Annotated in this window: 11 protein-coding genes; 5 read left to right on the top strand and 6 right to left on the bottom strand. The window is 28.4% G+C overall.

Going from position 1 to position 24,014, the window contains the following annotated elements:
* Nucleotides 1–8: 8 nt before the first annotated feature.
* Genes HNP67_RS02140 through uvrB form a run of 3 tightly spaced genes read right to left on the bottom strand, consistent with a single transcriptional unit; the run spans nt 9 to nt 8,266 of the window.
* Nucleotides 9–3,449: an LPS-assembly protein LptD gene (locus HNP67_RS02140; protein ID WP_184124517.1), complete on the bottom strand. Its 3,441-nt coding sequence runs from the start codon at nt 3,447–3,449 to the stop codon at nt 9–11.
* Nucleotides 3,404–6,256, bottom strand: coding sequence for an excinuclease ABC subunit UvrA (gene uvrA / locus HNP67_RS02135; protein ID WP_184124515.1), 2,853 nt, complete (start codon nt 6,254–6,256; stop codon nt 3,404–3,406). The genes HNP67_RS02140 and uvrA overlap by 46 nt, the downstream gene beginning before the upstream one ends.
* A 3-nt stretch (nt 6,257–6,259) precedes the next feature.
* Entirely contained in the window at nt 6,260–8,266 is a 2,007-nt protein-coding gene (gene uvrB, locus HNP67_RS02130) for an excinuclease ABC subunit UvrB (RefSeq protein WP_184124513.1), read from the bottom strand.
* Nucleotides 8,267–8,398: 132 nt separating this feature from the next.
* Between uvrB and HNP67_RS02125 the strand changes: the two genes are divergently transcribed.
* Genes HNP67_RS02125 through HNP67_RS02110 form a run of 4 tightly spaced genes read left to right on the top strand, consistent with a single transcriptional unit; the run spans nt 8,399 to nt 16,311 of the window.
* Entirely contained in the window at nt 8,399–10,108 is a 1,710-nt protein-coding gene (locus tag HNP67_RS02125; protein ID WP_184124511.1) for a phospho-sugar mutase, read from the top strand.
* Between the two features lie 22 nt (nt 10,109–10,130).
* A complete protein-coding gene (locus tag HNP67_RS02120; protein ID WP_184124509.1) occupies nt 10,131–12,350 on the top strand; it encodes an AAA family ATPase in 2,220 nt (739 codons plus the stop codon).
* A 14-nt stretch (nt 12,351–12,364) separates the two neighbouring features.
* Complete coding sequence (gene ileS / locus HNP67_RS02115; protein ID WP_184124506.1) at nt 12,365–15,493, top strand: isoleucine--tRNA ligase; 3,129 nt, start codon at nt 12,365–12,367, stop codon at nt 15,491–15,493.
* Nucleotides 15,487–16,311 (top strand): hypothetical protein, encoded by an 825-nt coding sequence (locus HNP67_RS02110; RefSeq protein ID WP_184124504.1) that lies wholly within the window; start codon nt 15,487–15,489, stop codon nt 16,309–16,311. The genes ileS and HNP67_RS02110 overlap by 7 nt, the downstream gene beginning before the upstream one ends.
* Nucleotides 16,312–16,335: 24 nt before the next feature.
* Here HNP67_RS02110 and HNP67_RS02105 read toward each other — a convergent pair whose 3' ends face one another.
* From HNP67_RS02105 to HNP67_RS02095, 3 genes are read right to left on the bottom strand one after another with little or no spacing between them, the layout of a single operon-like run.
* Nucleotides 16,336–17,271: an ROK family protein gene (locus HNP67_RS02105; protein ID WP_184124502.1), complete on the bottom strand. Its 936-nt coding sequence runs from the start codon at nt 17,269–17,271 to the stop codon at nt 16,336–16,338.
* A 33-nt stretch (nt 17,272–17,304) separates the two neighbouring features.
* Complete coding sequence (locus HNP67_RS02100; protein ID WP_184124555.1) at nt 17,305–20,154, bottom strand: AAA family ATPase; 2,850 nt, start codon at nt 20,152–20,154, stop codon at nt 17,305–17,307.
* Nucleotides 20,141–21,385, bottom strand: coding sequence for an exonuclease SbcCD subunit D (locus HNP67_RS02095; RefSeq protein ID WP_184124500.1), 1,245 nt, complete (start codon nt 21,383–21,385; stop codon nt 20,141–20,143). The genes HNP67_RS02100 and HNP67_RS02095 overlap by 14 nt, the downstream gene beginning before the upstream one ends.
* 74 nt (nt 21,386–21,459) lie before the next feature.
* Here HNP67_RS02095 and topA point away from each other — a divergent pair, with 74 nt between their 5' ends.
* Nucleotides 21,460–24,012 carry a type I DNA topoisomerase gene (gene topA, locus HNP67_RS02090; RefSeq protein WP_184124498.1) on the top strand — a complete coding sequence of 851 codons (2,553 nt, stop codon included), beginning with the start codon at nt 21,460–21,462 and terminating at the stop codon, nt 24,010–24,012.
* The last annotated feature ends 2 nt before the right edge of the window (nt 24,013–24,014 follow it).

The following is a 24,014-nucleotide window of genomic DNA, read 5'->3' as shown; positions in this document are numbered from 1 at the left end:
AATCGTTATCATTTTTTTGTTTTTCTATTAATGATAAGCTCATAGCTTGTATCTTTATTGTTTTCAAATGATGCTTTTATAGGAGCAAAAAAATTCCAAGAAATATAAATTGTAAAATTATTTCTCCAAATAGGAGAATAAATTCCGTCAGATCCTATTAACAAATCTGGCTCTAAATTATATTCGCCAACAAATTTCCAATCATAAAAATTGAATTTAAAGCCTGATGAAAATTTTTTAATTTTAAAAAGTGAATCTTTTCTGTCTTGAGAATTAAAGAAATTAAAAGATTTTAATAAATCAGTAAAGACATTGACAGTCTCAAGGCCAATTTGGTCCATATATCCTTTAAAGTATTTAAAAGTCTTAGTATTAATAGAAAAAGTAGAAAAGTAAATTTCTAAAAATTCTGTATATTTAAACTTCAAGGTCAATGCAGATCTAAGCTCATTATCTGTAAATTTCTGCAAATTTATTTTCCAGCCAAAATCTACCCCTAAAGTAAAAGAAAGCTTCTTATCAAAAAAAGTTAAAACGTACAATTCTTTTTTATAACTAGAATCTAAAGAATATGGAACAAGTTTAGTTGTAGTGCCAACCTTGAAAAAATCTCCTTTTAAAGGATCATAATTATATTCAAAGTCATCTTTCATAGCAAATAAAAATTGGAAATCAAAAACATTAAGCTTAAAAGAAAGCTCGGAAACTCTATTTATCAAAGGATCATAAGCAGCTAAAAAACTAAATTTAAAATAATCCAAATATCTCGGCTCAATTTTATAATACAAAGCAGGAGACATTTCTATATTTTTATAAGGCGATGATGGTTTTTGGGGCTCTAAAGAATTTTGAATAGCAGAAATTCTAAGGTTTTTCATAGCATCTTCTTTAAATTTTTTATAATATTTAATTCCAATCCCGGCTTCTTGCAACAAATAAGGAAAATCTAAAGAAAATTTAAGCTCAGAAGAAGCCTTAATATCTTCAAAACTATTTTTTAATTCGCTTGAAAGCTCAGCACTAAAATAATCATAATCATAAATTAAAGAAGCTGTTAAACTTTGATAAAAAGTTTCCGGATCAGATAAAAAAATACTACTATTTTTATTAACCAAAGATTTTGCATCAGAATCATATTTTTTATTAAATGAATACAAGGTAGCCTTATTCTCAAACTTTAAAGTACTTCTAGAGAATAAAGAGTACCTAATAAAAGGAAGCAAGTTTAAATTTATTTGGTTAATAATAGAGTGCTCACTTTTTTTATCTTTATCTTCAACCTTAAAATCTTTATTTAAAGGATTATACTCAATAGTATTAAGATATAATAAATTTTCAAAAGTAATTAAACGATTATAAAAATCAGCATGAATTTTTATATCCGTTTTATTTTTTATATCAAATAAATAATTTTTTATTTCATAATCAAAGTCCTTTGGACTTGTTATACCATAATTATTAAAAAAAACATTATTTCTTAAATAAGGATTAATGCCAAACCTAATAAAAAAAGAATCGGATTGGTCAATATTTTCCAAAGTAATTGGTTCTGGAGGAATATACAAATCTTTGGTTAATTCTGCTGTTTTTTTAACATTTTTATCCTTCACGCTCTTTTTATTATTATCTTTATCTTCTAGATTTTTAATTTCTGGGCGCATTATCATTTCTCTAGTATCAGCTGGAAATGTCCATTGATTATTGTAAAGGTCTTTTTGGAAATTTAAATCAATATATGGAGCATAAATTCTCTCCAGATAAAACCATTTTCTTGTGGGATCATTAATATCTTTTGGTTTTTCCAAAGGAGATTTAACATAAAGATTTTCATAGCCCGACAATTTAAAACTTAAGCCTAAATTATTTAATTTATAATCTAAAATTGAACCGTCATTAAATGTTCGCTTATAAAAAGAAGACAAATTCCAATCAAAAGTACTAATGCTGGCTTGATCTTTAACAGAATCTTTATCTAAATTTAAAAGAGAAAAAAATGTGGCACTTTCTATTCTATCTTTAAAATCAATATTAACATATGGATCAGAATAGTGCTCTAAAACAACCGAAAAAAGTGCATCGCTTAATAGAAATTCTGTTTTTAATTTAAGTAAATATCTAAAAGGAACTTCAAACCCAAATATATCTCCTTTGTTAAGATTAGAAAAACTAAAAAGAGATTGTTTTAAAATCCTATTGTCAAAAGGATAATATCCTCCATCATAACTATAAACATTCCTAGTAAAACCTAATCCAAAATTTCCTTCCAAAGTTTTAAAATGTCCTAAAGTATTGCCCAAATTAAAATCAACTCCGGAATAGAATCCTAGATTAGCATAAATGTCAAAAATCAATTTAACATAATCTTTATTAAGACTGGATGCTGAATTTTCTGCAAAAAAATACGTTAAATATCCATTTCTTATATAAGGTTTTTTACCTGAATTATAAACAGAATTGAAATCAAAATCCAAAAAAGATGAATCTTCGCCTGAAGATTTATTGCCAAAAAGATAAACGGTATTAAAAACAGAAAAACCTTTTCGTGGATTTAGGCCTAAAGATGGATTAAAAAATAAACTATCTCCCGGTCTGAAAAAAAAGGGAATGTAAAATACTGGAACTCTTCCCATGTAAAATATAGCATTTAAAAACCCAAAATCTCCTGAGGGCAATACCCATATTTTAGAAGCTTTAATTGAATAGTACGGTTCTGGAATTTTACTAGTTGTTGCAAAAGCTTGTTCCAAAATGGTAACATCATTGTCTATCTTTTTTAAAACCTTTCCTCCAAACGAAAGAATATGATCTATTTGATTTTTTTGCATCTTTTTTTGAAGAATACCATCTTTTAATAGAAAATTTTGAGAATCAAAATCGACAAAAAATTCATTACCATAAAAATAAAGCTTTTCATTGGTATCCATATCAAGAATATATTCAACATTTCCAATAGAATAAAGTTTTTTAGAGTTCCTATTAAGGACTATCCTGTCACCTTTAATATTGTGTTTTTTATTCTCTTTAATATCTTCAACCAAGATATTAACTCTTCCTTCAAAAACAATGCTTTCATCCTTGGTAAGTCCATAAGTGAAATTTTCAAGATTATCTGTAGTTTCAATTATTATTTTATATCTACCAGATCCGGCAAGTCCTTTCCCCTTGACAAAAAGCTCAGGATCTATTCCAAACTTTTTTAAAAGCAATTCTCGTATTTTTGAAACATCTGTTTCTTTTAGGCCCTCTTGTAAGGCCCATTTTTTTAAATCCTCATCAGTTGAAAGCTCAAGCTCTCTTAAATAAGATTTTTGACTTAGGGTTAGCTTATCTCTTTTTTTAGAATTCTTGTCATTTACAGTCTGAGCAAAAATTGCATTAGAAAATATTAAAAAAATTAAAAATACTATAAAAGATTTTTTAAAAACATTCCTGTATAGGAACTTTTGCATTTTGCAACCTCTTCGGGAATACCAGAAACAACAATATCCCCCCCTGCCAACCCACCATCAGGACCCAAATCTATTATATAATCTGCCTGTTTGATTACATCCAAATTATGCTCTATTAGTACAACTGTATTACCATTAGAAACTAAACGCTGTAAAACCTCTAATAACTTCTTTATGTCATCAAAATGCAACCCGGTTGTTGGTTCATCAATAATATAAAAAGTTTTACCTGTGCTCTTTTTACTTAACTCAAAAGCTAACTTAATGCGTTGAGCTTCACCTCCTGATAAAGTTGTTGCGGATTGTCCTAATTTAATGTATTCAAGCCCAACTTCAATTAAAAATTTTAAATAATGACTAATTTTGGGGACATTCTCAAAAAATTTACTCGCTTCAAACACGCTCATCTCTAAAACATCGTGTATATTTTTTCCTTTGTATCTAACTTCTAAAGTTTCTTCATTAAATTTTTTACCCTTACACAAATCACAAGGAACAAAAACATCTGGTAAAAAATGCATTTGAATATTAAGATATCCATCTCCTTGGCATTTCTCACACCTTCCCCCTTTAACATTAAAAGAAAATCTACCGGCCTTAAAGCCCCTTGACTTAGCATCTGGCAGCTTAGCAAAAAGCTCTCTGATTTCTGTAAAAAATCCAACATAAGTTGCTGGGTTTGACCTTGAAGTTCTCCCTATTGGCTTTTGATTTATTTGAATAATTTTATCGATTTTTTCGTATCCAATAATGTCTTTAAAACCATCACAATACTTTTCATTAAACTTTAATCTACTATCAAGAGCTGGGTATAACACTTCGTTAAGTAAAGTGCTTTTTCCACTACCAGAAACACCTGTTATTACGGTAAAAACTCCCAAAGGGATACTTACATCTATATTTTTAAGATTGTTTTTATTAGAACCTAAAAGTAAAATTTCTCCCTTATCTGCCTTTCTTCTAGAGCTTGGAACATCTATTTTAAACTTACCGCTAAGATATTGACCAGTTAAGCTATTCTTGCTATTTAAAATATCAATTAAGGCTCCCTTTGCAACTATTTCCCCTCCAAGAATTCCAGCACCAGGCCCCATATCAATAATATAGTCTGCAGTACGTAAAGTTTGCTCATCATGCTCAACAACAATTACAGTATTGCCAAGATTTTTAAGATTAACAAGAGTAGAGATTAATTTTTCATTATCTCTTTGATGAAGACCAATACTTGGCTCATCAAGAACATAAATAACGCCTGAAAGTGCTGAGCCTATTTGAGTAGCAAGCCTAATACGCTGAGCCTCACCACCAGATAGGCTGCCTGATATTCTATTTAAATACAAATAAGAAAGACCAACATCAATTAAAAATTTAAGCCTACTTTTAATTTCTTTTAAAATTTCTTTAGATATTTTTTCATCCACCAAATCAAGCTGCAAGTTTTTAAAAAATACATAAGAATCAAATACAGACAAATTAGTAAGATCTTGAATGTCTTTCCCATTGATTTTCACAGTTAAAGCTCCAACGCTTAAACGTTTACCTTTACATGAATTACATATTTTTTTAGACATCAAATTTTCGTAAAAAATTTTAGTGCTCTCTGATTCTGTTGCAAGATATCGCCTTTTTAAAAGCGGCAAGAGCCCTTCAAATGTTTTAGAATAATGAAATCCTCCATCTAACTCCTTTGCTTCCATTTCTTTGGACTGGTAAATAAAATCTATTTTTTCATTTGAGCCGTATAAAATCTGTTTAAGAACTTTATCTGGAATGTCTTTTATAGGGGTATTTAAATCAAAATTATAATGTTTGGCAAGTCCTTTAAAAATAGCCACAGACCAAGACGAACTTGTCTTAAACGTAAGAAAAGCATCATCATTAAAAGAAAGACTAGTATCAGGACAAATACTTTCAAAATCAAACTCAAGTGTAACGCCAAGACCAGAGCACTCGCTGCAAGCACCAAATGGACTATTAAATGAAAAAAGTCTAGGCTCTATTAGAGGAAGTGAAAATCCGCACAAAGGACAACTATTGTGCTCTGTAAATAGTTTATCTATTTTCCCCAAATCATTATCAATTTCTACTCTTAAATATCCATTAGAAACAGCAAGAGAAGTCTCAATAGATTCTGCAAGTCTAACTCGAACATTATTGCCAAGCTTAATCCTATCAACTATAATTTCAATGGTATGTTTTTTATTTTTATGTAAATTTAAATTAAGTGCATCTTCTATTAAATAATCTTCAGAATTTATTCTAACTCTATTAAAACCTTGATTTAATATTTTTTCTAAAACCTTTTTATGAGAACCTTTAGAGCCCCTTACAATTGGTGCAAAAAGTATAACCTTAGATCCCTCAGAATAACTTAAAATAGTATTAACTATTTTATCTAACGATTGCTCTTCTATTAATCTTCCATCATTTGGACAGTATGCTTTGCCTATTTTCGCAAATATTAGCCTATAATAATCATAAATCTCAGTAATTGTTCCAACAGTAGAGCGGGGATTATTGCTTATTGTTCTCTGCTCAATAGCTATAGAAGGAGAAAGTCCATCTATATAATCAACATTGGGCTTTTTCATTACACCCAAAAACTGCCGTGCATAAGCTGAAACAGATTCCATATACCTTCTTTGCCCTTCTGCAAAAATAGTATCAAAAGCCAGAGAAGACTTGCCAGAGCCACTTTTGCCAGATATTACAACTAAACCATCTTTTGGAATATCTACATCAATATTTTTTAAATTATGTTCTTTTGCTCCTCTGACAATAATTTTTTTTTTCAAACTTTTTTCCAAAAATTACACCTCTCTTTTTTTATTACGAGCTATACTAATTTTGCTACTAATCTCTTTTATTTTGTCTCTTAAAACAATTGCATCTTCAAATCTTTCATCATTAACGGCTTCTTCTAAATCAAATTTAAGCTTATCAATAAGCTTTTTTTTAGACAATTTCTCGCCTGAAATAATTTTTTCAAAATCATAACCAAAATTTTTATTTTTATTATTGAGTTCTTTTTCTAAAATATTTTGAATCTTTTTAACAATTGTCTTAGGAGTAATATTATTCTTTTTATTATAATCAATCTGAATTTGACGTCTTCTGCTAGTCTCCTCAATTGCCTCCTGCATAGCTACACTTATTTTGTCGTAATACATTATTACAAGTCCATTAGAATTTCTAGCAGCCCTACCAATTGTTTGTATTAATGAAGTGGTAGATCTTAAAAACCCCACCTTATCAGCATCTAATATTGCAACAAGAGATACTTCTGGAATATCTAAGCCCTCTCTAAGTAAGTTAATGCCAACAATAACATCAATTTCAGATTTTCTAAGAAGTGAAATAACTTCCACTCTCTCAAGAGTGTCAAGTTCCGAATGCAGATATTTTGCTTTTACACCAAGACTTACTAAATATTCAGTCAAATCCTCAGACATTTTTTTTGTCAAAGTAGTAATTAAAACTCGCTCTTTAAGAGCCACTCTTTTTTGAATCTCGCTGTAAAGATCTTCCATTTGCCCATCAGAATGCCTAGTAATAATTTCGGGATCAACAAGACCTGTGGGACGAATTATTTGATCAACAACCACACTACTCTTATCATTCTCTTCAACACCCGGAGTTGCAGATACAAACACAACCTGATTAATTAATTCATCAAATTCATTATATTTAAGGGGTCTGTTTTCAAGTGCTGCAGGAAGTCTAAACCCAAAGTTAACAAGATTTAATTTTCTAGAATGATCTCCATTATACATTCCCCTAAATTGCGGCAATGTAACATGAGATTCATCTACAAATAATAAGTAATCTTTTGGGAAAAAATCAAAAAGACAAAAGGGCCTCTCCATTGTACTTCCACTTAAATATTTAGAATAATTTTCAATGCCTGAACAAAATCCTGTTTCTCTAAGCATTTCCAAATCATACTCTACTCTCTGCTTAAGCCTTTCGGCTTCTACAAGCTTGCCATTATCTTTAAAATATTGACATTGAAGACTTAAATCATGAAATATTTTAGGTATTGCTTCTAATACGTTTTTATAAGGAATTACAAAATAAGACTTGGCAAAAAGAGTAAAACTATTTGTAGCTCCTAAATTTTTCTTAGAAAATGAACTAATCCTATATATTTCAACAATTTCATCAAAATCTAAACAAATTCGATAAGCAAACTCTCCATGCTCACTGCTAGGCCAAATTTCAACAATATTTCCCCTAATTGAAAATTTATCTCTTTCCAAATTCATTAAAGTTCTCTCGTAATAAAGCTCTACAAAAATATCTGATATTTCTTTAATAGAAATTTTTTGACCTACAAAAAATTCTCGTGCTGATTTTTTGAAAAAATCTGGAGATCCAAGAGCATAAATTGAAGATACAGTTGCAACCACAATGACATCTCGTCTTTTAGCAAGAGAAGTTACCGTTCTTATTCTCTTAATTTCTATCTCAGCATTAATGGTGGCTTCTTTTTCTATAAATAAATCTTTTGAAGGCACATAAGATTCTGGCTGATAATAATCATAATAAGAAACAAAATACTCAACAGCATTGTTTGGGAAAAAATCCTTAAACTCTCTGTAAAGTTGTGCTGCTAATGTTTTGTTATGACTAACAACCAAGGCGGGCCTATTTAGATCTTTGATTATATTTGCAATTGTAAAAGTCTTTCCGCTGCCTGTAACACCTTTTAATGTTTGATATTTATTCCCCAGCAAAATAGAATTTTCAATCTCTTTTATTGCTTTAGGCTGATCGCCAGCAGGAAGATATTCTGACTTCAAAAAAAAATCCATCATTAATTTAACGACCAAAATTTAATACACATTCTTATAAATTATATGATAATAAATTCTATATCAAGTATATAATTCATTATAAATCAATATAATTTAATTAATCTTTGTTTAATAAAATAAAAGGAAATATTGATGCAAAAAATCGAAGCTAAAAGAAAATTGAAAAATTACATTCTTCTTGAAGAAGATACATATTTTCAAGAAGAAGCAATAAAAATTCAAAAAACAAATAATTCAACAGAAATTCTAAACAGATTTTATAAAGATCTAGAATTCGGCACTGCTGGAATAAGAGGAGTCATTGGAGCTGGAACATGCTACATGAACACATATAATGTAAAAAAAATAAGCCAAGGAATATGCAACTATGTACTTAAAATAAACAAAAACCCTAAAGTTGCAATAAGTTATGATTCAAGATATTTTTCAAAAGAATTTGCTTACAATGCTGCTCAAATTTTTGCCTCAAATAATTTTGAAACATATATATATAAAAGCTTAAGACCTTCTCCTCAACTATCTTATACAATAAGAAAATTTGATTGTGATGTTGGCGTTATGATAACAGCAAGCCATAATTCAAAAGAATATAATGGCTATAAAGCATATTGGAAAGGTGGAGTCCAAATAATACCACCTCATGACACACTAATAACTAATGAAATTCAACAAGTAAAAAACATAATAAATACAATTACCATAAAAGAAGGCATTGAAAAAGGGATCATCAAAGAACTTGACAATGAGATAGACGAAGAGTATGTGAAAACAATAAACAAAGAATTCCCTGATTTTGAAAAAAACAGCAAAGAAACAAACTTAAAAATAGCCTACACAGCATTACATGGCACCGGTGGAACCATAATAAGAAAACTCTTTGCAAATAGCAAAATAAAGCTTTTTTTAGAAAAAAGTCAAATACTGCCAAACCCTGAATTTCCAACAATAAATTATCCTAATCCAGAAAAAACCCTATCCATGCTTAAAGTAATAGAGCTTGCAAAAAAAGAAGATTGTGATATTGCCCTTGCAACAGATCCAGATGCTGACAGAATAGGAGTTGCGTTCAAAGATCAAAACGAATGGATATTCTTAAACGGAAATCAAATATCATGTATTTTAATGAACTACATACTCTCAAAAGAAATAAATCCTAAAAATACATTTACAATATCATCATTTGTAACAACACCAATGCTAGAAAAAATTGCAAAAAAATATGGTTCTCAAATTTTTAGAACTTACACAGGATTTAAATGGATAGGAAATTTAATTAATGAAATGGAAAAAAATGAACCAAATAAAAAATTTGCCTTTGCATGCGAAGAAAGCCATGGATATCTAATAGGAAGAAAAGTTAGAGATAAAGATGCATTCTCAGCCATAAAAGGGATTTGTTCTTTAGCACTTGACTTAAAATCCAAACAACAAACAATTAAGAATTATCTTGAAAAGATATACAAAGAATTTGGATATTATGAAGAATTTAATATAGAAAAAAACTTTGAAGGAGCTAATGGAGAAGTTCAAAGAGAAAAGTTAATGCTAAAACTGAGAAAAGAACAAAAAGCACAATTCGCAGGAATTAAAATAATTGAAAAATTAGACTATAAAACTCTTAAAAAGATTAATTTTAAAAATGAAATTTCAGAAATCAAAGAATATAAATACCCCATAAACGCAATAAAATTTATACTTGAAAACGAAATTGTAATCGTTGTGAGACCCTCTGGAACAGAGCCAAAAATTAAATTTTATATATCTGTAAAACTAGAGTATAAGGAAAAACATAAAATATTTGGTATAATAAATGCAATAAAGATGGAGATAAAAAAATATTAACATAACAGAAACTTTAATAAATTTGGTAGAAATAGACTCAAAAGAAATTGCAAGAAAAAATAAAAATAAAGAAGTTTCAATTTGGCACTTATTAATGTCTATAATTACCACTCCCAAAAAATCTGAAATAAAATTTCTAGATACTAAAACTCTAAAAAACATTAAACAAGAAGTTATATGTGAAATAGATAAATTAGAAAAAATTTTAATAGAAAAAAACGAAATAATTATTCCAAAAATCAATAAAGAAATCTTTACTCTAATAAAAGAAGCTAAAAAGGAGTTTAAATCCAAACCTTTAATAGGGGCAAAAGAAATTTTTTATCAAATATTAAAAAATAAAAAACTTCTTAAAAAGCACAAACTAAGTAAATCCAGCTTCAACTTTAAAGATCAAAATATATTGGAATACATGGAAAAAAACAAAATAAGATTAATTGAAACCTATAAAGAATTTGATGAAGAAATACGATTTGAAAATGAACACTTTGAAATTGGAAAGTATGTCAAAAATTTAACAGCACTTGCAAAAGCCAAAAAATTAGACCCCTTGATTGGAAGAGAAAGAGAGATCAAAGCTCTTACAAATATACTCTTGAGAAGAAACAAAAACAGCGCAATGCTCATAGGCGAACCTGGTGTGGGAAAAACAGCAATAGTTGAAGGACTTGCATCAAGCATAGTACAAAAAACAATAAGTAGCAAACTACAAGACAAAACAATTTTAATGCTTAAGGTTTCAAACCTAGTATCGGGAACAAAATATAGAGGCGAGTTTGAAGACCGTTTAAATAATATAATTAAGTATATTGAAAAAAACAAAAACACAATCATATTTATTGACGAAATACACACTCTAATAGGAGCTGGGAACTCCGAAGGAGCTCTTGATGCATCAAATATACTAAAACCATCACTTTCTAGAACTGAAATACAAATCATTGGGGCAACTACTTACAATGAATATCGAAAATATATTTCAAAAGACAAAGCATTCGCTAGAAGATTCCAAACAATTACTGTAAGAGAGCCTGATGAAAAAGATACGCTAAAAATAATCGAAAATATTGCAAAAAATTTTGAAGACTATCATGGAGTGATCTATGAAAAAAGCGCGCTTTTAAATATCGTAAAGCTTTCATCCAAATATCTAATAAATAAAAGATTTCCAGATAAAGCAATAGATATAATAGACATTGCCGGTGCAATTAAAAAAGAAGAACTTACAAAAGACAACATCATTACAGCAGATGATATACAAAAGGCAATAAATGAAATACTATCTATTAAAACAGCAAATAACACTAAAGAAGAAATTTTAGAATTAAAAGAAGTAGAAAGCGAAATAAATAAAAAAGTGATCGGACAAAACTATGCAGTAAACGAACTTATTAAAGAAATTATTAAAGTCAAACTTGGACTTAATGACGATTCTAAACCCTTAGCCTCAATATTGCTAATAGGATCAAGTGGATGTGGAAAAACTACTTTAACTGATGAAATATCTAAAAAAATTATCAAGGATCAAAATTCAGTATTAAAACTAGATATGTCAGACTATAAAGAAGAAAACTCTATTTCAAAATTAATTGGCACAAATCCAGGATACGTAGGCTACTCTGATGGAGGCATTCTGACAAATAAATTAAAACATTCATTTGAAACTTTAATATTGTTTGAAAACATTGAAAATGCCCACAACTCTATATTAAACCTAATAAGTCGAATGCTTGAAAATGGAGAACTTATTGATAGTAAAGAAGATAAAATACTATTTAAAAATACAATTATAATAATGACTACAAGCATTGGATCTAGAATACTTCTTGGAGAAAGAAATATTGGATTTAACAAAAATCACCAAAAAAGCTTAGAGGCAAAAAACTTTAAAGAAGAAATAAAACAAGATCTTGAAAAAAGATTTAAGTTATCCTTTTTAGATAGAATTCAAAAAAAAATTATTCTAAATACCCTTACAAAGGACAATGTAGAGGAAATTTGCAAAAACTACTTAAGTGACCTTAAGGTAAAATTTTGCTCTAAAGGAATCAAAATAGAAATAAAAAAAGATGTTGACAAATTCATAACCACAAAATACTATAAAAAAAATTCAGGAGCAAGAAGCGTAATTGCCGCAATCAAAGAAAAAATAGAAGAAAATATTATCACCATAATAGCTGAAAATCAAAACATAAATAAAATAACAATTTATTTAGAAAAAGAAAAAATAATAGTAGAATAAAGGGGAATTATAATATGTTTAAAAAAGTAGAAAACAAGGCAAATTTTCCTAAAATAGAAGAAAAAATATTAAAATTTTGGAATGACAATAAGATCTTTGAAAAATCAATAAAGCAAAGAGAAGGATGTGAAGAATTTACATTTTATGACGGACCGCCTTTTGCTACAGGACTTCCTCATTTTGGACATTTTGTTCCAAACACAATAAAAGACATAATTCCAAGATATCAAACAATGAAGGGCAAATATGTAAAAAGAAATTTTGGATGGGATACTCATGGGTTACCTGTTGAATACGAAGTAGAAAAAAATTTGGGAATTTCTGGCAAATACGAAATAGAAAATTATGGTATTGAAAATTTTAACAAAGAATGCAAAAAAATAGTACTCAGATACACAAAAGAATGGAAAAATATAATCCTGAGGCTTGGAAGATGGGTAGATTTTGAAAAAGGCTACAAAACTATGGATATAAGCTTCATGGAATCTGTATGGTGGGTATTTAAAAATCTTTATAACAAAGGTTTAATTTACGAAAGTTACTATGTACTACCCTATTCCCCAAAGCTTGCAACTCCACTTTCAAATTTCGAAGTGAATCTTGGAGAATACAAAGAAGTCAATGACCCATCCTTAACAATAAAATTTAAAATCAAAGACAAAAACGAATACTTACTAGTATGGACAACCACCCCTTGGACATTACCCTCAAACCTTGGAATTGCAGTAGGACAAGAAATAGAATATTCTAAAATTTTTGACAAAAAAAAAGAAGAAATTTTAATACTTGGATCAAAAAAGCTTAATAGCTATTATGATGATGAAAATTTATATACTATTATAGAAAAATTTAAAGGAAGCAATCTTAAAGGCATGGAATATGAACCTATTTTTAACTACTTTTTAGAACAAAAAGATAAAGGGGCTTTCAAAGTACACACAGCCGATTATGTTACAACTGACGATGGAACGGGAATCGTTCATCTTGCTCCTTTTGGAGAAGAAGACTACACAATACTTAAAAAACACACAAATGTTGACATAATAGACCCCTTGGATGCTGAATGTAAATTTACAAATCAGGCAAAAGATTTTGAAGGACTTTTTATAAAAGATGCTGATAAAAAAATAATAGAAAACCTAAAATTACGCAATTTTTTATTCAAAAGAGAAAATTATCTGCACAGGTATCCATTTTGCTACAGAACAAACTGCCCAATTATTTACAGACCAATAAGCTCGTGGTTTGTAAATGTAGAAAAAATAAAAACTAAACTCTTAGAGGTAAATGAAAAAATTAATTGGATGCCAACCCATTTAAAAAAAGGAAGATTTGGGAAATGGTTAGAAAATGCAAAAGATTGGGCAATAAGCAGGAATAGATTTTGGGGAAATCCAATTCCAATCTGGATATGCTCAAAAACAGGAAAAAAAATTTGCGTTGGATCAAAAAAAGAACTTGAAGACCTGTCTGGTCAAAAAGTCGAAGACTTACACAAAGACCAAATAGATAAAATAACCTGGCCAAGCAAAGACGGCGGCACATTTATCAGAACAAGCGAGGTTCTCGATTGTTGGTTTGAATCTGGAGCAATGCCTTACGCAAGCAACCATTATCCATTCACAAATGAAAGTAATTTTAAAAATATATTTCCTGCCGACTTTATTGCAGAAGGTCTAGATCAGACAAGAGGATGGTTTTATACTCTTACAATCCTAGGAACTTCTCTTTTTGAAAATACAGCATTCAAAAACGTCATTGTAAATGGACTTGTACTTTCAAGCGATGGAAGAAAAATGTCAAAATCCTTTAAAAATTATACAGACCCGATGGAAGTAATAAACACCTTTGGAGCTGATGCTTTAAGGCTTTATTTAATAATGAGCCCTGTAGTTAAAGCTGATGATTTAAAATATAGCGACAACGGAGTAAGAGACGTTCTTAAAAATATAATAATACCCATTTGGAACGCTTATTCATTTTTCACAACTTATGCAATAATTGATAAATTCAAACCTCCAAAAAATCTAAGCCTAGCCAAAAACAATAACCTTGACAAATGGATCATAAGCGAACTTGAAAGCCTAAAAAAAATACTAAATATAGAAATAGACAAATACAATCTAACAAAGTCAATAGAATCTTTACTTGAATTTATAGATAAATTAAACAATTGGTATATAAGAAGATCAAGGCGAAGATTTTGGAAATCAGAAAACGATAAAGACAAAAATGATGCCTACGAAACATTATATTATGCAATCAAAACTTTAATGATTTTACTTGCACCCTTTATTCCATTTATAACAGAAGAGATTTATCAAAATTTAAAAACCGATGAAGATAAGCAATCAATACACCTTAACGATTATCCAAAAGCAAATGAAAATTTCATTAACAAAACAATTGAAGAGAAAATAAATCTTGCAAGAAAAATAACTTCAATGGCAAGATCACTCAGATCATTGCACAATATAAAAATACGCATGCCTATTAGTACGATATATATTGTCACAAAAAATCAAAACGAACAAAGTATGCTAATGGAAATGCAAGAAATAATATTAGATGAAATAAATGCAAAAGAAATGAAAATAAAAACTAACGAAGAGGAGCTTATAACTTACAAAGCAAAAGCAAACTTTAAAGAACTTGGGAAAAAGCTTGGAAAAGATATGAAAGCAGTATCTGCTGAGATTAGCAAGCTAAAAAATGAAGACATAATAAAAATAATAAATGGAACATCTTACGAGATAAAAGTAGCTAATGCAAAGCATTATTTATCATTAAATGATATAATATTAGAAAGAGAAGAAAAAGAGAACTTAAAAGTAATCAATGAAGAATCCATTACAATAGGAATAGACTCACTAATCACTAAAAATTTGTACTTGGAAGGACTTACAAGAGAATTTGTAAGGCAGATACAAAATTTAAGAAAAGAAAAAAATTTTGATGTTAGCGATAGAATAAATTTATACATAGAAAACAATGAAGCTTTGAAAGAAATGCTAAATAAATTTGAAAAATACATTAAAACTGAAACATTGGCGTTAAATATCATGTTAAACAAAGATAAACTAGAAAAAAAAATAAACCTTGCCGATGACATATTTACACTAATAGGAATTGAAAAATGTTAAAAACATTAACAAAAATAATTACCATTTCCTGCCTCATAGTGGGATGTGCCAGTCTACCTTACAGTCCTCCAAAACAAAATCTAAATTACTTAATGGAGCTTTTGCCTGACGCAAATTTATACGCCCATGTAAATTTAATTAAAAATAGGTCTATTTATAACTCATTAAGCCCTAAATACAAATCCGCACTCGGGCTTATAAGCGATTTATACTTTAGCTATAAAAAAGAAAATAACGACTTTGCTCTACTAATAATGGGTAATTTTCCAAAAGATATCTTCTGGGGAATTCATAAAAATAAAAATACAGAATCAATAGGCAATATATTTACAAATCCAAAATGGAAACTTAAAAATTCAAACATATACATTATTCCAAACAAAGCTAGAACCAGCATTACAATAACCCAAAAAGATAAACCCGTAAAAGACAATAATATACTAACAACAAAATATATTGGGGAAGTAGAAAAAAATGAAATGTTTTTTTGGTTTCAAGATTCAGCATTATTGTTCCCAAGCCAAATGGCAAGCAGCAAAAATTTAATTCCCTTCAGTAGTGGAACTTTGTCTATCAACAGCTTAAATCAAAACGAATACATTTTTAAATCCCTGATCAAAACAAATAACCCACCAATACTAAAAATATTGTCAAAAAAGCTAATTCCAACCATCTTAGCAAACATGACTAATCTCACAATATCAAGCCACATAAAGACCACAATAAAAGACCAAAATACAGTAGAAATAGAATTTAATATTCAAAAATCTAGTGTTGAAAGCCTTATAGAAAGACTGGCTTCAAATATTCAAACCTAAAATTTTTATCGCACCATCACCCCACTAAAATGAGGCATTATTTTGCTTTTTGCAAGTAAAATAATGATACAAGGCTCCAATTTTACCAGATTCATTATTAAATTTAGTAGGCTCAAGTGTTACAAGATTTTTTATATTATTATTATTGTCAAAAGCCATTTCTAAAGACCATAAATTTTCTAATTTTTCATATATTTTATCTATTAAATCAGGCCTTGCACTTATTCCTCCTCCTATCAAAATTTTTTCAGGATTTAAAATAAAAGTTAAATTAAAAATACCAAATGACAAATTCTCAAAAAATCTTTCAACTTCATTTTTGGCATGAATATTTCCATTCTCAGCTAGATCAAAAACAAATTCTCCTGAAATTTCTTTTAAAGGTTTTCCTAATCGCATAGCAACTCTTTTCCTTAAGGCTGAAACAGAAGCAATGGATTCCCATCTGCAATTAAAAGGAATATTATTGCTAATGCCTCTAGTAATCATAAATCCAACCTCTCCAGACATAAAAGAACTTCCCCTTAAAAGCTTACCATTTGCAAAAATTCCAGCACCAATCCCTGTACCAAGAGTCATAGCAATAAAATCATTAGAGTTAATAGCATTACCCTTAAATTTTTCTGCCAAAGCTACACAATTAGCATCATTTTCAATCTCTGTACTTATTCCGGTTAAAGATTCTAATCGCTCTTTTAAAGGATAATTAACAAATCCAGAAATAGCATTTACTCTAAGAACATTTCCCTTAAGATCAACAAACCCAGGAATACAAATTGCAACTCCCGATATATCACTTGATTCCTTGTAAGAATTAATAAGATTAATTAAAATATTTACTTGTTCATCAGAAGTAGCACCTGTGCTTATTTCATTTTTATCAAAAAAACCACCGCCTGAATCTGCAAGCGAATATTTAGTACTAGTCCCACCAATATCAATTGCTAAATAACGTTTCATATTTATCCTTAAAGCCTAATTGTACATAAATGATCATAAATTTTCCATAGCAATATAAGAAATTTTAGAAATCTTGTTTATAACTATCTGTGCTTTAATCATTTCTTTTAAATAAGAAACATGAGAAATTATACCAATTTGTCGTCCAGTCATCATTTGAAACTTAGAAAGCTTAGGCATAACTTGAGCCAAAGTATCTTCATCAAGATTGCCAAAACCTTCATCTAGAAAAAAAGCTTCTATTTTCAACTCACTATCCCTTATTTTATCAGATAAAGCTAAAGACAAAGCTAAAGACACAAGAAATTTTTCACCACCAGACAAAGTTTTCACCGTTCTTATTTTATTAACATCTTTTTTGTCTTCAATTAAAAAATCAAACTCCTTGCTCTCTTTGTTGGTTTTAAGCTCAAAATCAGGAAAAATCCACCTTAAATACTTTTCATTGGCCAGCCTTAAAATATCATTAATTAAAAAAGTTTGAACATAATATTTCAATCCAGAAGATCTAATAACCACCTTCCTTAAAACATCTAGCTTATCTTTCCTTTCTTTAGCAAGATTTAATTCACCTCTTAGCAAGTCTAAATTAATTTTTTGTTGATTAATCTTTTTTTGAAGAGCTTGAAAATTTAAAAGCTTGATTTTATACTTTTCGATATCTCTAGATAAAAATTCAAGCTTAGCGCTAATTGACAAACTCAATTCTTGCAAAAAATACAGACTATTCTTATTGATTTGCTCTAAGGCAGTTTCTGATTCAAAAGAAAATGAACTAAAAAAACCACTTTTTAAATTTGAAATTATATTAATAAAACTATTTTTCTCTTCATTTAATCTAGCTTTTAAAGTAAATATAGATTCCTTTATAAATTTAATTTGTGTTTCGGTTTTAATTTTAAAATCTTCTAAATTTTTAAGATTTAAAACAAGCTTATCCCATTCATTTTCTACACTTTTCTGCTTAGCCAAAACAACATTAAATTCCCTTTCTAAAGAAGAATAATCATTAAAGCTTAAATTTAAATTAAGTTTTAATAATAAATCCCTAATCTTTAAAAGATTTTGATCAAAATTTTTATTTTTCAAAGAAATCTCAATTTTTAAATCTTTTTTCCTAACCTTAAATTGTTCAAGCTTTTCTAATTTACTTTCAAATGCTAAAATTTTTTCTCTGTCAAAATAACTTATGTATTTGTCAAATAAATTTTTTCCAATCAATCTTAAAATCTCAGCATCATTATTTTCAAACTCCAAAACATTAGCCTCTTGTTTAGAGATTTCTTCTTGTTTGCAAGATAGCTGATATTTAAGCTCATCAATTTGATTTTGTATTAAATGAAGTTTTGAATTTAAAGTGTAAAGCTCTTTCAAACTACAAACCGATAATTTATCTTTATGCTGATAATTTTTATATTCAACCTCAATATATTTTAATTTTTCTTTATCACTCTCAATAGAAAAATTTTTATCATCAAGATATTTTAACAACTCTTTATACAAGTCAATCTTAATAATAATATTTTTTTCCTTATTTTTATTAAAATCTTCTTTCTCAGTAGCTTTTAATAAAAACTCTACCCTATCTTTATATTTTGAAATCAGCTCATCATTAAAAGTTTGAAACAATTTCAATGCTTCATAATAAACATATTTGTCAAAATCAAAATTAGATTTCTCAGAAGAAATGCTTTTAATCTCATCATTTTTTTTACTTTGAGACCTTAATAATTCTTTTTTTTCATCTTCTAGACTATTTTTCCTTAAAAGCAAGCTTTGATAATCATTCTCAACAGGTCTTAAATTAAAGAGATTGCAATTTTTATTATAAAGTTCCTTAACATAACTAAAATTAAAATTATTGTTATCCAAATCTTTAATTTCTTTTAAATTACTCTTCACTTTCGAAAGCTCCAAATCAAGCAATCTGATATCATTAAACAACTCACCTTGCATAGCAACCAGATTTTTCAAATTCCAAAAATCTGAACATAAATAAATTTTTCGATCCAAATCCAAATTTTCTTTTAATTTATTTTGAACAGAATAGTCCCTCTCTAAAGAATTTAAATATTCAACATGAAAAGATAATTGATCCCTTAAAGAAGAAATTTCAATTTCCAAACCCAAATATCTCTCATTAGACGCTATTGCCTGATTGCAAAAAGAAATAGCTCTTCTAACATTTTCAAGATCAATTTCTAATTGATCAATATTAACTAAATCCAAATAATCCTTAAGAGATTTATACTCACTCTCATCATAATCAAGGATTGATTTTTCATAAGATTCAGAATTCAACAATTTATCTATATTAAACTTTGTGCGCTCAAAGTCACTTTTTAAATAAAATTCCAAATTATCATATTTTTTCAAATTAAAAATATTATCAATTATTGCGGTTTTCTCTTTAGGAGTTGACGTTAAAAATTCTTGAAAATTGCCTTGTGGCAAAATTACAGTTTGACAAAATTGGTTAAAATCTAATCTACAAAGACTTTTAATATGATCTAAAACATCAGTCCTACCCTCAATAATCCTGTTATCAAAAAAACAACTAAGCAACATGCTTTTGGGGGTCTCTATATTCTTTACATTAAGCTCAATAAAAGATTCATAAATTTTTCCAGAAATAGTAAACGTTAATTTAACGTAAGCACTAGTCTCGCCTTTTGATATAATATCTACAATTTTTTTTCCAAGTCTGTAAACACGAGCATATAACGCCAAAGTTATGCAATCTAAAATAGTGCTTTTGCCTGATCCAGTATTGCCAGAAATTAAAAAAATGCCCGATTGTCTTAAAAGAAGTGTATCAAAATTTAATTCGTGCTCACCTTTATAAGAAGCAATATTTTTAAATATGAGCTTATTTATCCTCATATTCACCCAAATATCCGTTAATTAAAACCTCGTTAAAAAGAGAAATAAGCTCTTCTTCCTTAAATTTGATATCCCTAATAGCACCACTCTCAAAATCTCGTCTCAACTTTTTCTCAAAAAAATATTTTTCATCCATTTCAAGCACTTCAAGTTCTCCAATAAAGTCAGAATCGCCTTGCAAATCCTGGCTTGAGGATAAAGAATAGGAAATGGAAACTAAATTCATAAAATTAAGCCTTGCTAAATCATAAATAGTCTCCTCAGCGCTAGTATCAACTGCTTCATTAAGCTCAATTTTCAAATAAATAGTAAAAGACTCTTCTATTTTGAAATTAGCCAAAAATTCAAGAACTTCATTCAAAGAACCTTTAACAAAGATTAATTTATTAAAAACCGGCACCGAAAATGCTTCTTGCGATATTAATTTATTGTTATCAAAATATAAAACATTTATATATTTATTACAGGACTCCTCATTAAATGAATATTGCATAGGGGATCCTGAATAAACAATATTATCTCTTAGTTTCATGAATTTATGAATATGCCCTAGAGCAACATAAGAAAAACTATTTCCAAAAACATTAAAAGGGATAATATAACTACCTCCCAAGGTATCCATCTTTTTACTGCTACAAAAAAAAGAATGCGCCATTAATATTTTAGGAATTCCTTTATACTTGTTTTCTAAAAAATTAGATATATTTGATATCTTTTCTCTGTAGGCATTTTCCAAATTTTCAAGAAATAGCTTGCTAGAAGACTGACCTTCTAGTCCAAAAATATCATCAAAATTTTGCCCTAAAATAAGCCTTTCATTTATATGTGGAAGACAAACAACAATAAACTTAAGATTTCCATTATCTTTTAATAAAACTATTTGCTCATCAGAATCATATTCTGTTATTAAAAAAAAATTAAACCGTGAGAGGAGTTTTTTATTTATACTTAAATAATCCCTTTTGTCATGATTTCCAGAAATAACCACGCACCATTTACAAGAAGTAAAAGAAAGCTCATAAAAAAAATTATTCACCAATCTTTGCTCTTCAAATCCAGGCCTTTTGGAATCATAAACATCTCCGGCAACAAGTAAAAGATCTATCTTTTCTTTTTTAATAAATTCTAAAAGAAAGGATAAAAAATTTTTCTGCTCCTTAAGTATTGAAAAATTTTCAATTTTTTTTCCAATATGCCAATCTGAAGTATGCAGAATTCTATAATTGCTCACAAAATACTCTCACTTTTTTTAATTCTTAAATTATATTTATATATTATAATACAATATATAAATATAAGGAATTTATGGAAAATAAAAAATTGATAATAGTTGAATCGCCAACAAAAGCCAAGACAATAAAAAAGTTTCTCGATGAATCATTTCTAGTAGAAGCATGCATTGGACACATAGTAGACCTACCAAACAATGCAAAAGAAATCCCCAAAGAATATAAAAAATACGAATGGGCAAATATTTCTATAGATTATAACAATGGATTTAATCCAATTTACATTATTCCTAGCAATAAAAAACCAATTGTATCAAAACTAAAAAAATTAGTAAAAACAATAAATGAAATATATCTTGCAACCGACCAAGACAGAGAAGGAGAAACTATAGCATTTCACTTAAAAGAAGTATTAAAAATCAAAAACTATAAACGAATGATATTTCATGAAATCACAGAAACTGCAATAACCGAATCACTAAAAAATACTAGAAATATAGACATGAACCTTGTTAATGCTGGGGAAGCTAGAAGAATATTAGACCGACTATACGGATATACAATCTCTCCCCTACTTTGGAAAAAAGTAGCCTACGGACTTTCTGCTGGGCGAGTACAATCTGTTGGATTAAAATTATTAATAGAAAAAGAAAAAACTAGAATAAATTTCAAAAAGGCCAATTATTATTCAATTTTACTTCAATGTAAACACGAGGAGAAAGACTTGTTGCTTGAAACAAAATTAGAAGAGATTGACGGCAAAAATATAGCAGAGGGTAAAGACTTTGTAAATGAAACTGGAAAACTTAAAAATATCGCCAAAACAATAATAATAACCCAAGATTTAATGCTAGAGCTTGAAAAAGAATTAAAAAATGGACAAAAAATTGAATTAATTTCAATAGAAACTAAAAAAATAAAAATACCTCCTCCAAAGCCATTTACTACCTCTACACTTCAACAAGAAATAAATAAGCGCCTTAAAATTGGAACAAAGCAAATCATGCAACACGCTCAAAAACTTTACGAATACGGATACATTACCTACATGAGAACAGACTCTCATAATATTGCTAAAATTGCAAAAGATAAAATAACACAAATAATAAAAAATAAATATGGAAAAGACTATATAGAGGAAAAAGATAGAATTTATGAAAAAGAAAAAATGGCTCAAAATGCACATGAGGCAATAAGACCTTCGGAAATGTTTATTCTAAATGAAACCATAGAAATAGAAAGTAAAACTGCTAAAGAAATTTACAAAATAATATGGGATAGAACCATTATTTCTGGAATGAAAGATGCAATAAAAGAAAATATAAAACTCACTTTTAAGTATAAAAACTTAATTTTTAGATCAAGTTTTACAAAAATAATTTTTGATGGATTTCTTAAACACACTAAAGAAAAAGATGAATATCTTAACATAAATTTTGACTTAATTAAAAAGGGAGATACATTTTCCATAGTTAAAATGAAAACAAGCGAACACGAAACAAAAGCCCCATTTAGATACACAGAAGCATCCCTTGTGCAAAAAATGGAAAAAGAAGGAATAGGTCGTCCCTCGACCTATTCTACAATTATATCAACACTTTTAGAAAGAGAATATGCATTCAAACTTAACAACACATTAATGCCAACTATAAAAGGAGCTGCTGTAATAAATCTTCTTGAGAAATATTTTCCAGTACTAATTGAACTAAATTTCACCTCTAATATGGAAGAAAAATTAGATAAAATTGCAATAGGAAAACTAGATAAAATAAAATATCTAAGTAAATTTTATAATGGCAAAAAAGGACTAAAAGATACAGTAATACAACTAGAGCCTAAAATTGATTCCTCTGAATTTAGAACCGTTATTAAAAGTCAAGACATAGAAAATAAAAATAATAATGGCATTAATTACACAATAAACATTGGCAAATATGGACCTTATTTGATATTTAAAGGGCATAATTACTCAATTAATACAAAAACTCCATTAGAAAATTTGTACAAAAAAGATGAAATAGAAAAAATAATAAATGAAAAAGAGTTAAAACCAAATATACTCGGTATTGATCCTTTAACAGGACTTAATGTAATCTTTAAAAATACAATTTATGGAAACATTGTCCAACTTGGAGAAGACACCTACGCCCCTCAAGAATATACAAAAAAGGGAAAACCTAAAAAATTAAAAATAATAAAAGCAAAAAAAGCATCAACTAAAAAAATTGACCCTGAAAACATAACATTAGAACTTGCTTTAAAATTGCTTTCACTGCCAAAGCCAATCGGCAAACATCCTCAAACCAACGAACAAATCATTGCTGCAACTGGTGTTTTTGGGGATTATATTAAAACTGAAAGCGGAAGTATTGCTTGCTCGCTAAAAAAAGATTTAAAAGCATATGACATAACACTAGACAAGGCGATTAGCCTACTCAACGAAAGAGCCAATAAAGTGGGCATAATCGTTAAAATAATCACATTTTCTAAAAACAAAATCGGCAACAAAATATATATTTACAAAAAAAACGACAAATTTTATGCTAAAATTAAAAGAAAGAAGATTGATTTACCTGATAACATTAATCTTAATGAAATAAATGAAAAATATGTATTCAGCTTGTTATAAAT

Source organism: Borreliella californiensis (assembly GCF_014205885.1).
Taxonomy (GTDB): Bacteria; Spirochaetota; Spirochaetia; order Borreliales; family Borreliaceae; genus Borreliella; species Borreliella californiensis.
This window is presented reverse-complemented; position numbering and strand designations above follow the sequence as displayed.

Coding starts and splice junctions, on each gene's coding strand:
- HNP67_RS02140 (WP_184124517.1), bottom strand. CDS start 3,449: ATGCAAAAGTTCCTATACAGGAATGTTTTTAAAAAATCTTTTATAGTA.
- HNP67_RS02110 (WP_184124504.1), top strand. CDS start 15,487: ATGTTAAAAACATTAACAAAAATAATTACCATTTCCTGCCTCATAGTG.
- HNP67_RS02125 (WP_184124511.1), top strand. CDS start 8,399: ATGCAAAAAATCGAAGCTAAAAGAAAATTGAAAAATTACATTCTTCTT.
- ileS (WP_184124506.1), top strand. CDS start 12,365: ATGTTTAAAAAAGTAGAAAACAAGGCAAATTTTCCTAAAATAGAAGAA.
- topA (WP_184124498.1), top strand. CDS start 21,460: ATGGAAAATAAAAAATTGATAATAGTTGAATCGCCAACAAAAGCCAAG.
- HNP67_RS02100 (WP_184124555.1), bottom strand. CDS start 20,154: ATGAGGATAAATAAGCTCATATTTAAAAATATTGCTTCTTATAAAGGT.
- HNP67_RS02105 (WP_184124502.1), bottom strand. CDS start 17,271: ATGAAACGTTATTTAGCAATTGATATTGGTGGGACTAGTACTAAATAT.
- uvrB (WP_184124513.1), bottom strand. CDS start 8,266: ATGATGGATTTTTTTTTGAAGTCAGAATATCTTCCTGCTGGCGATCAG.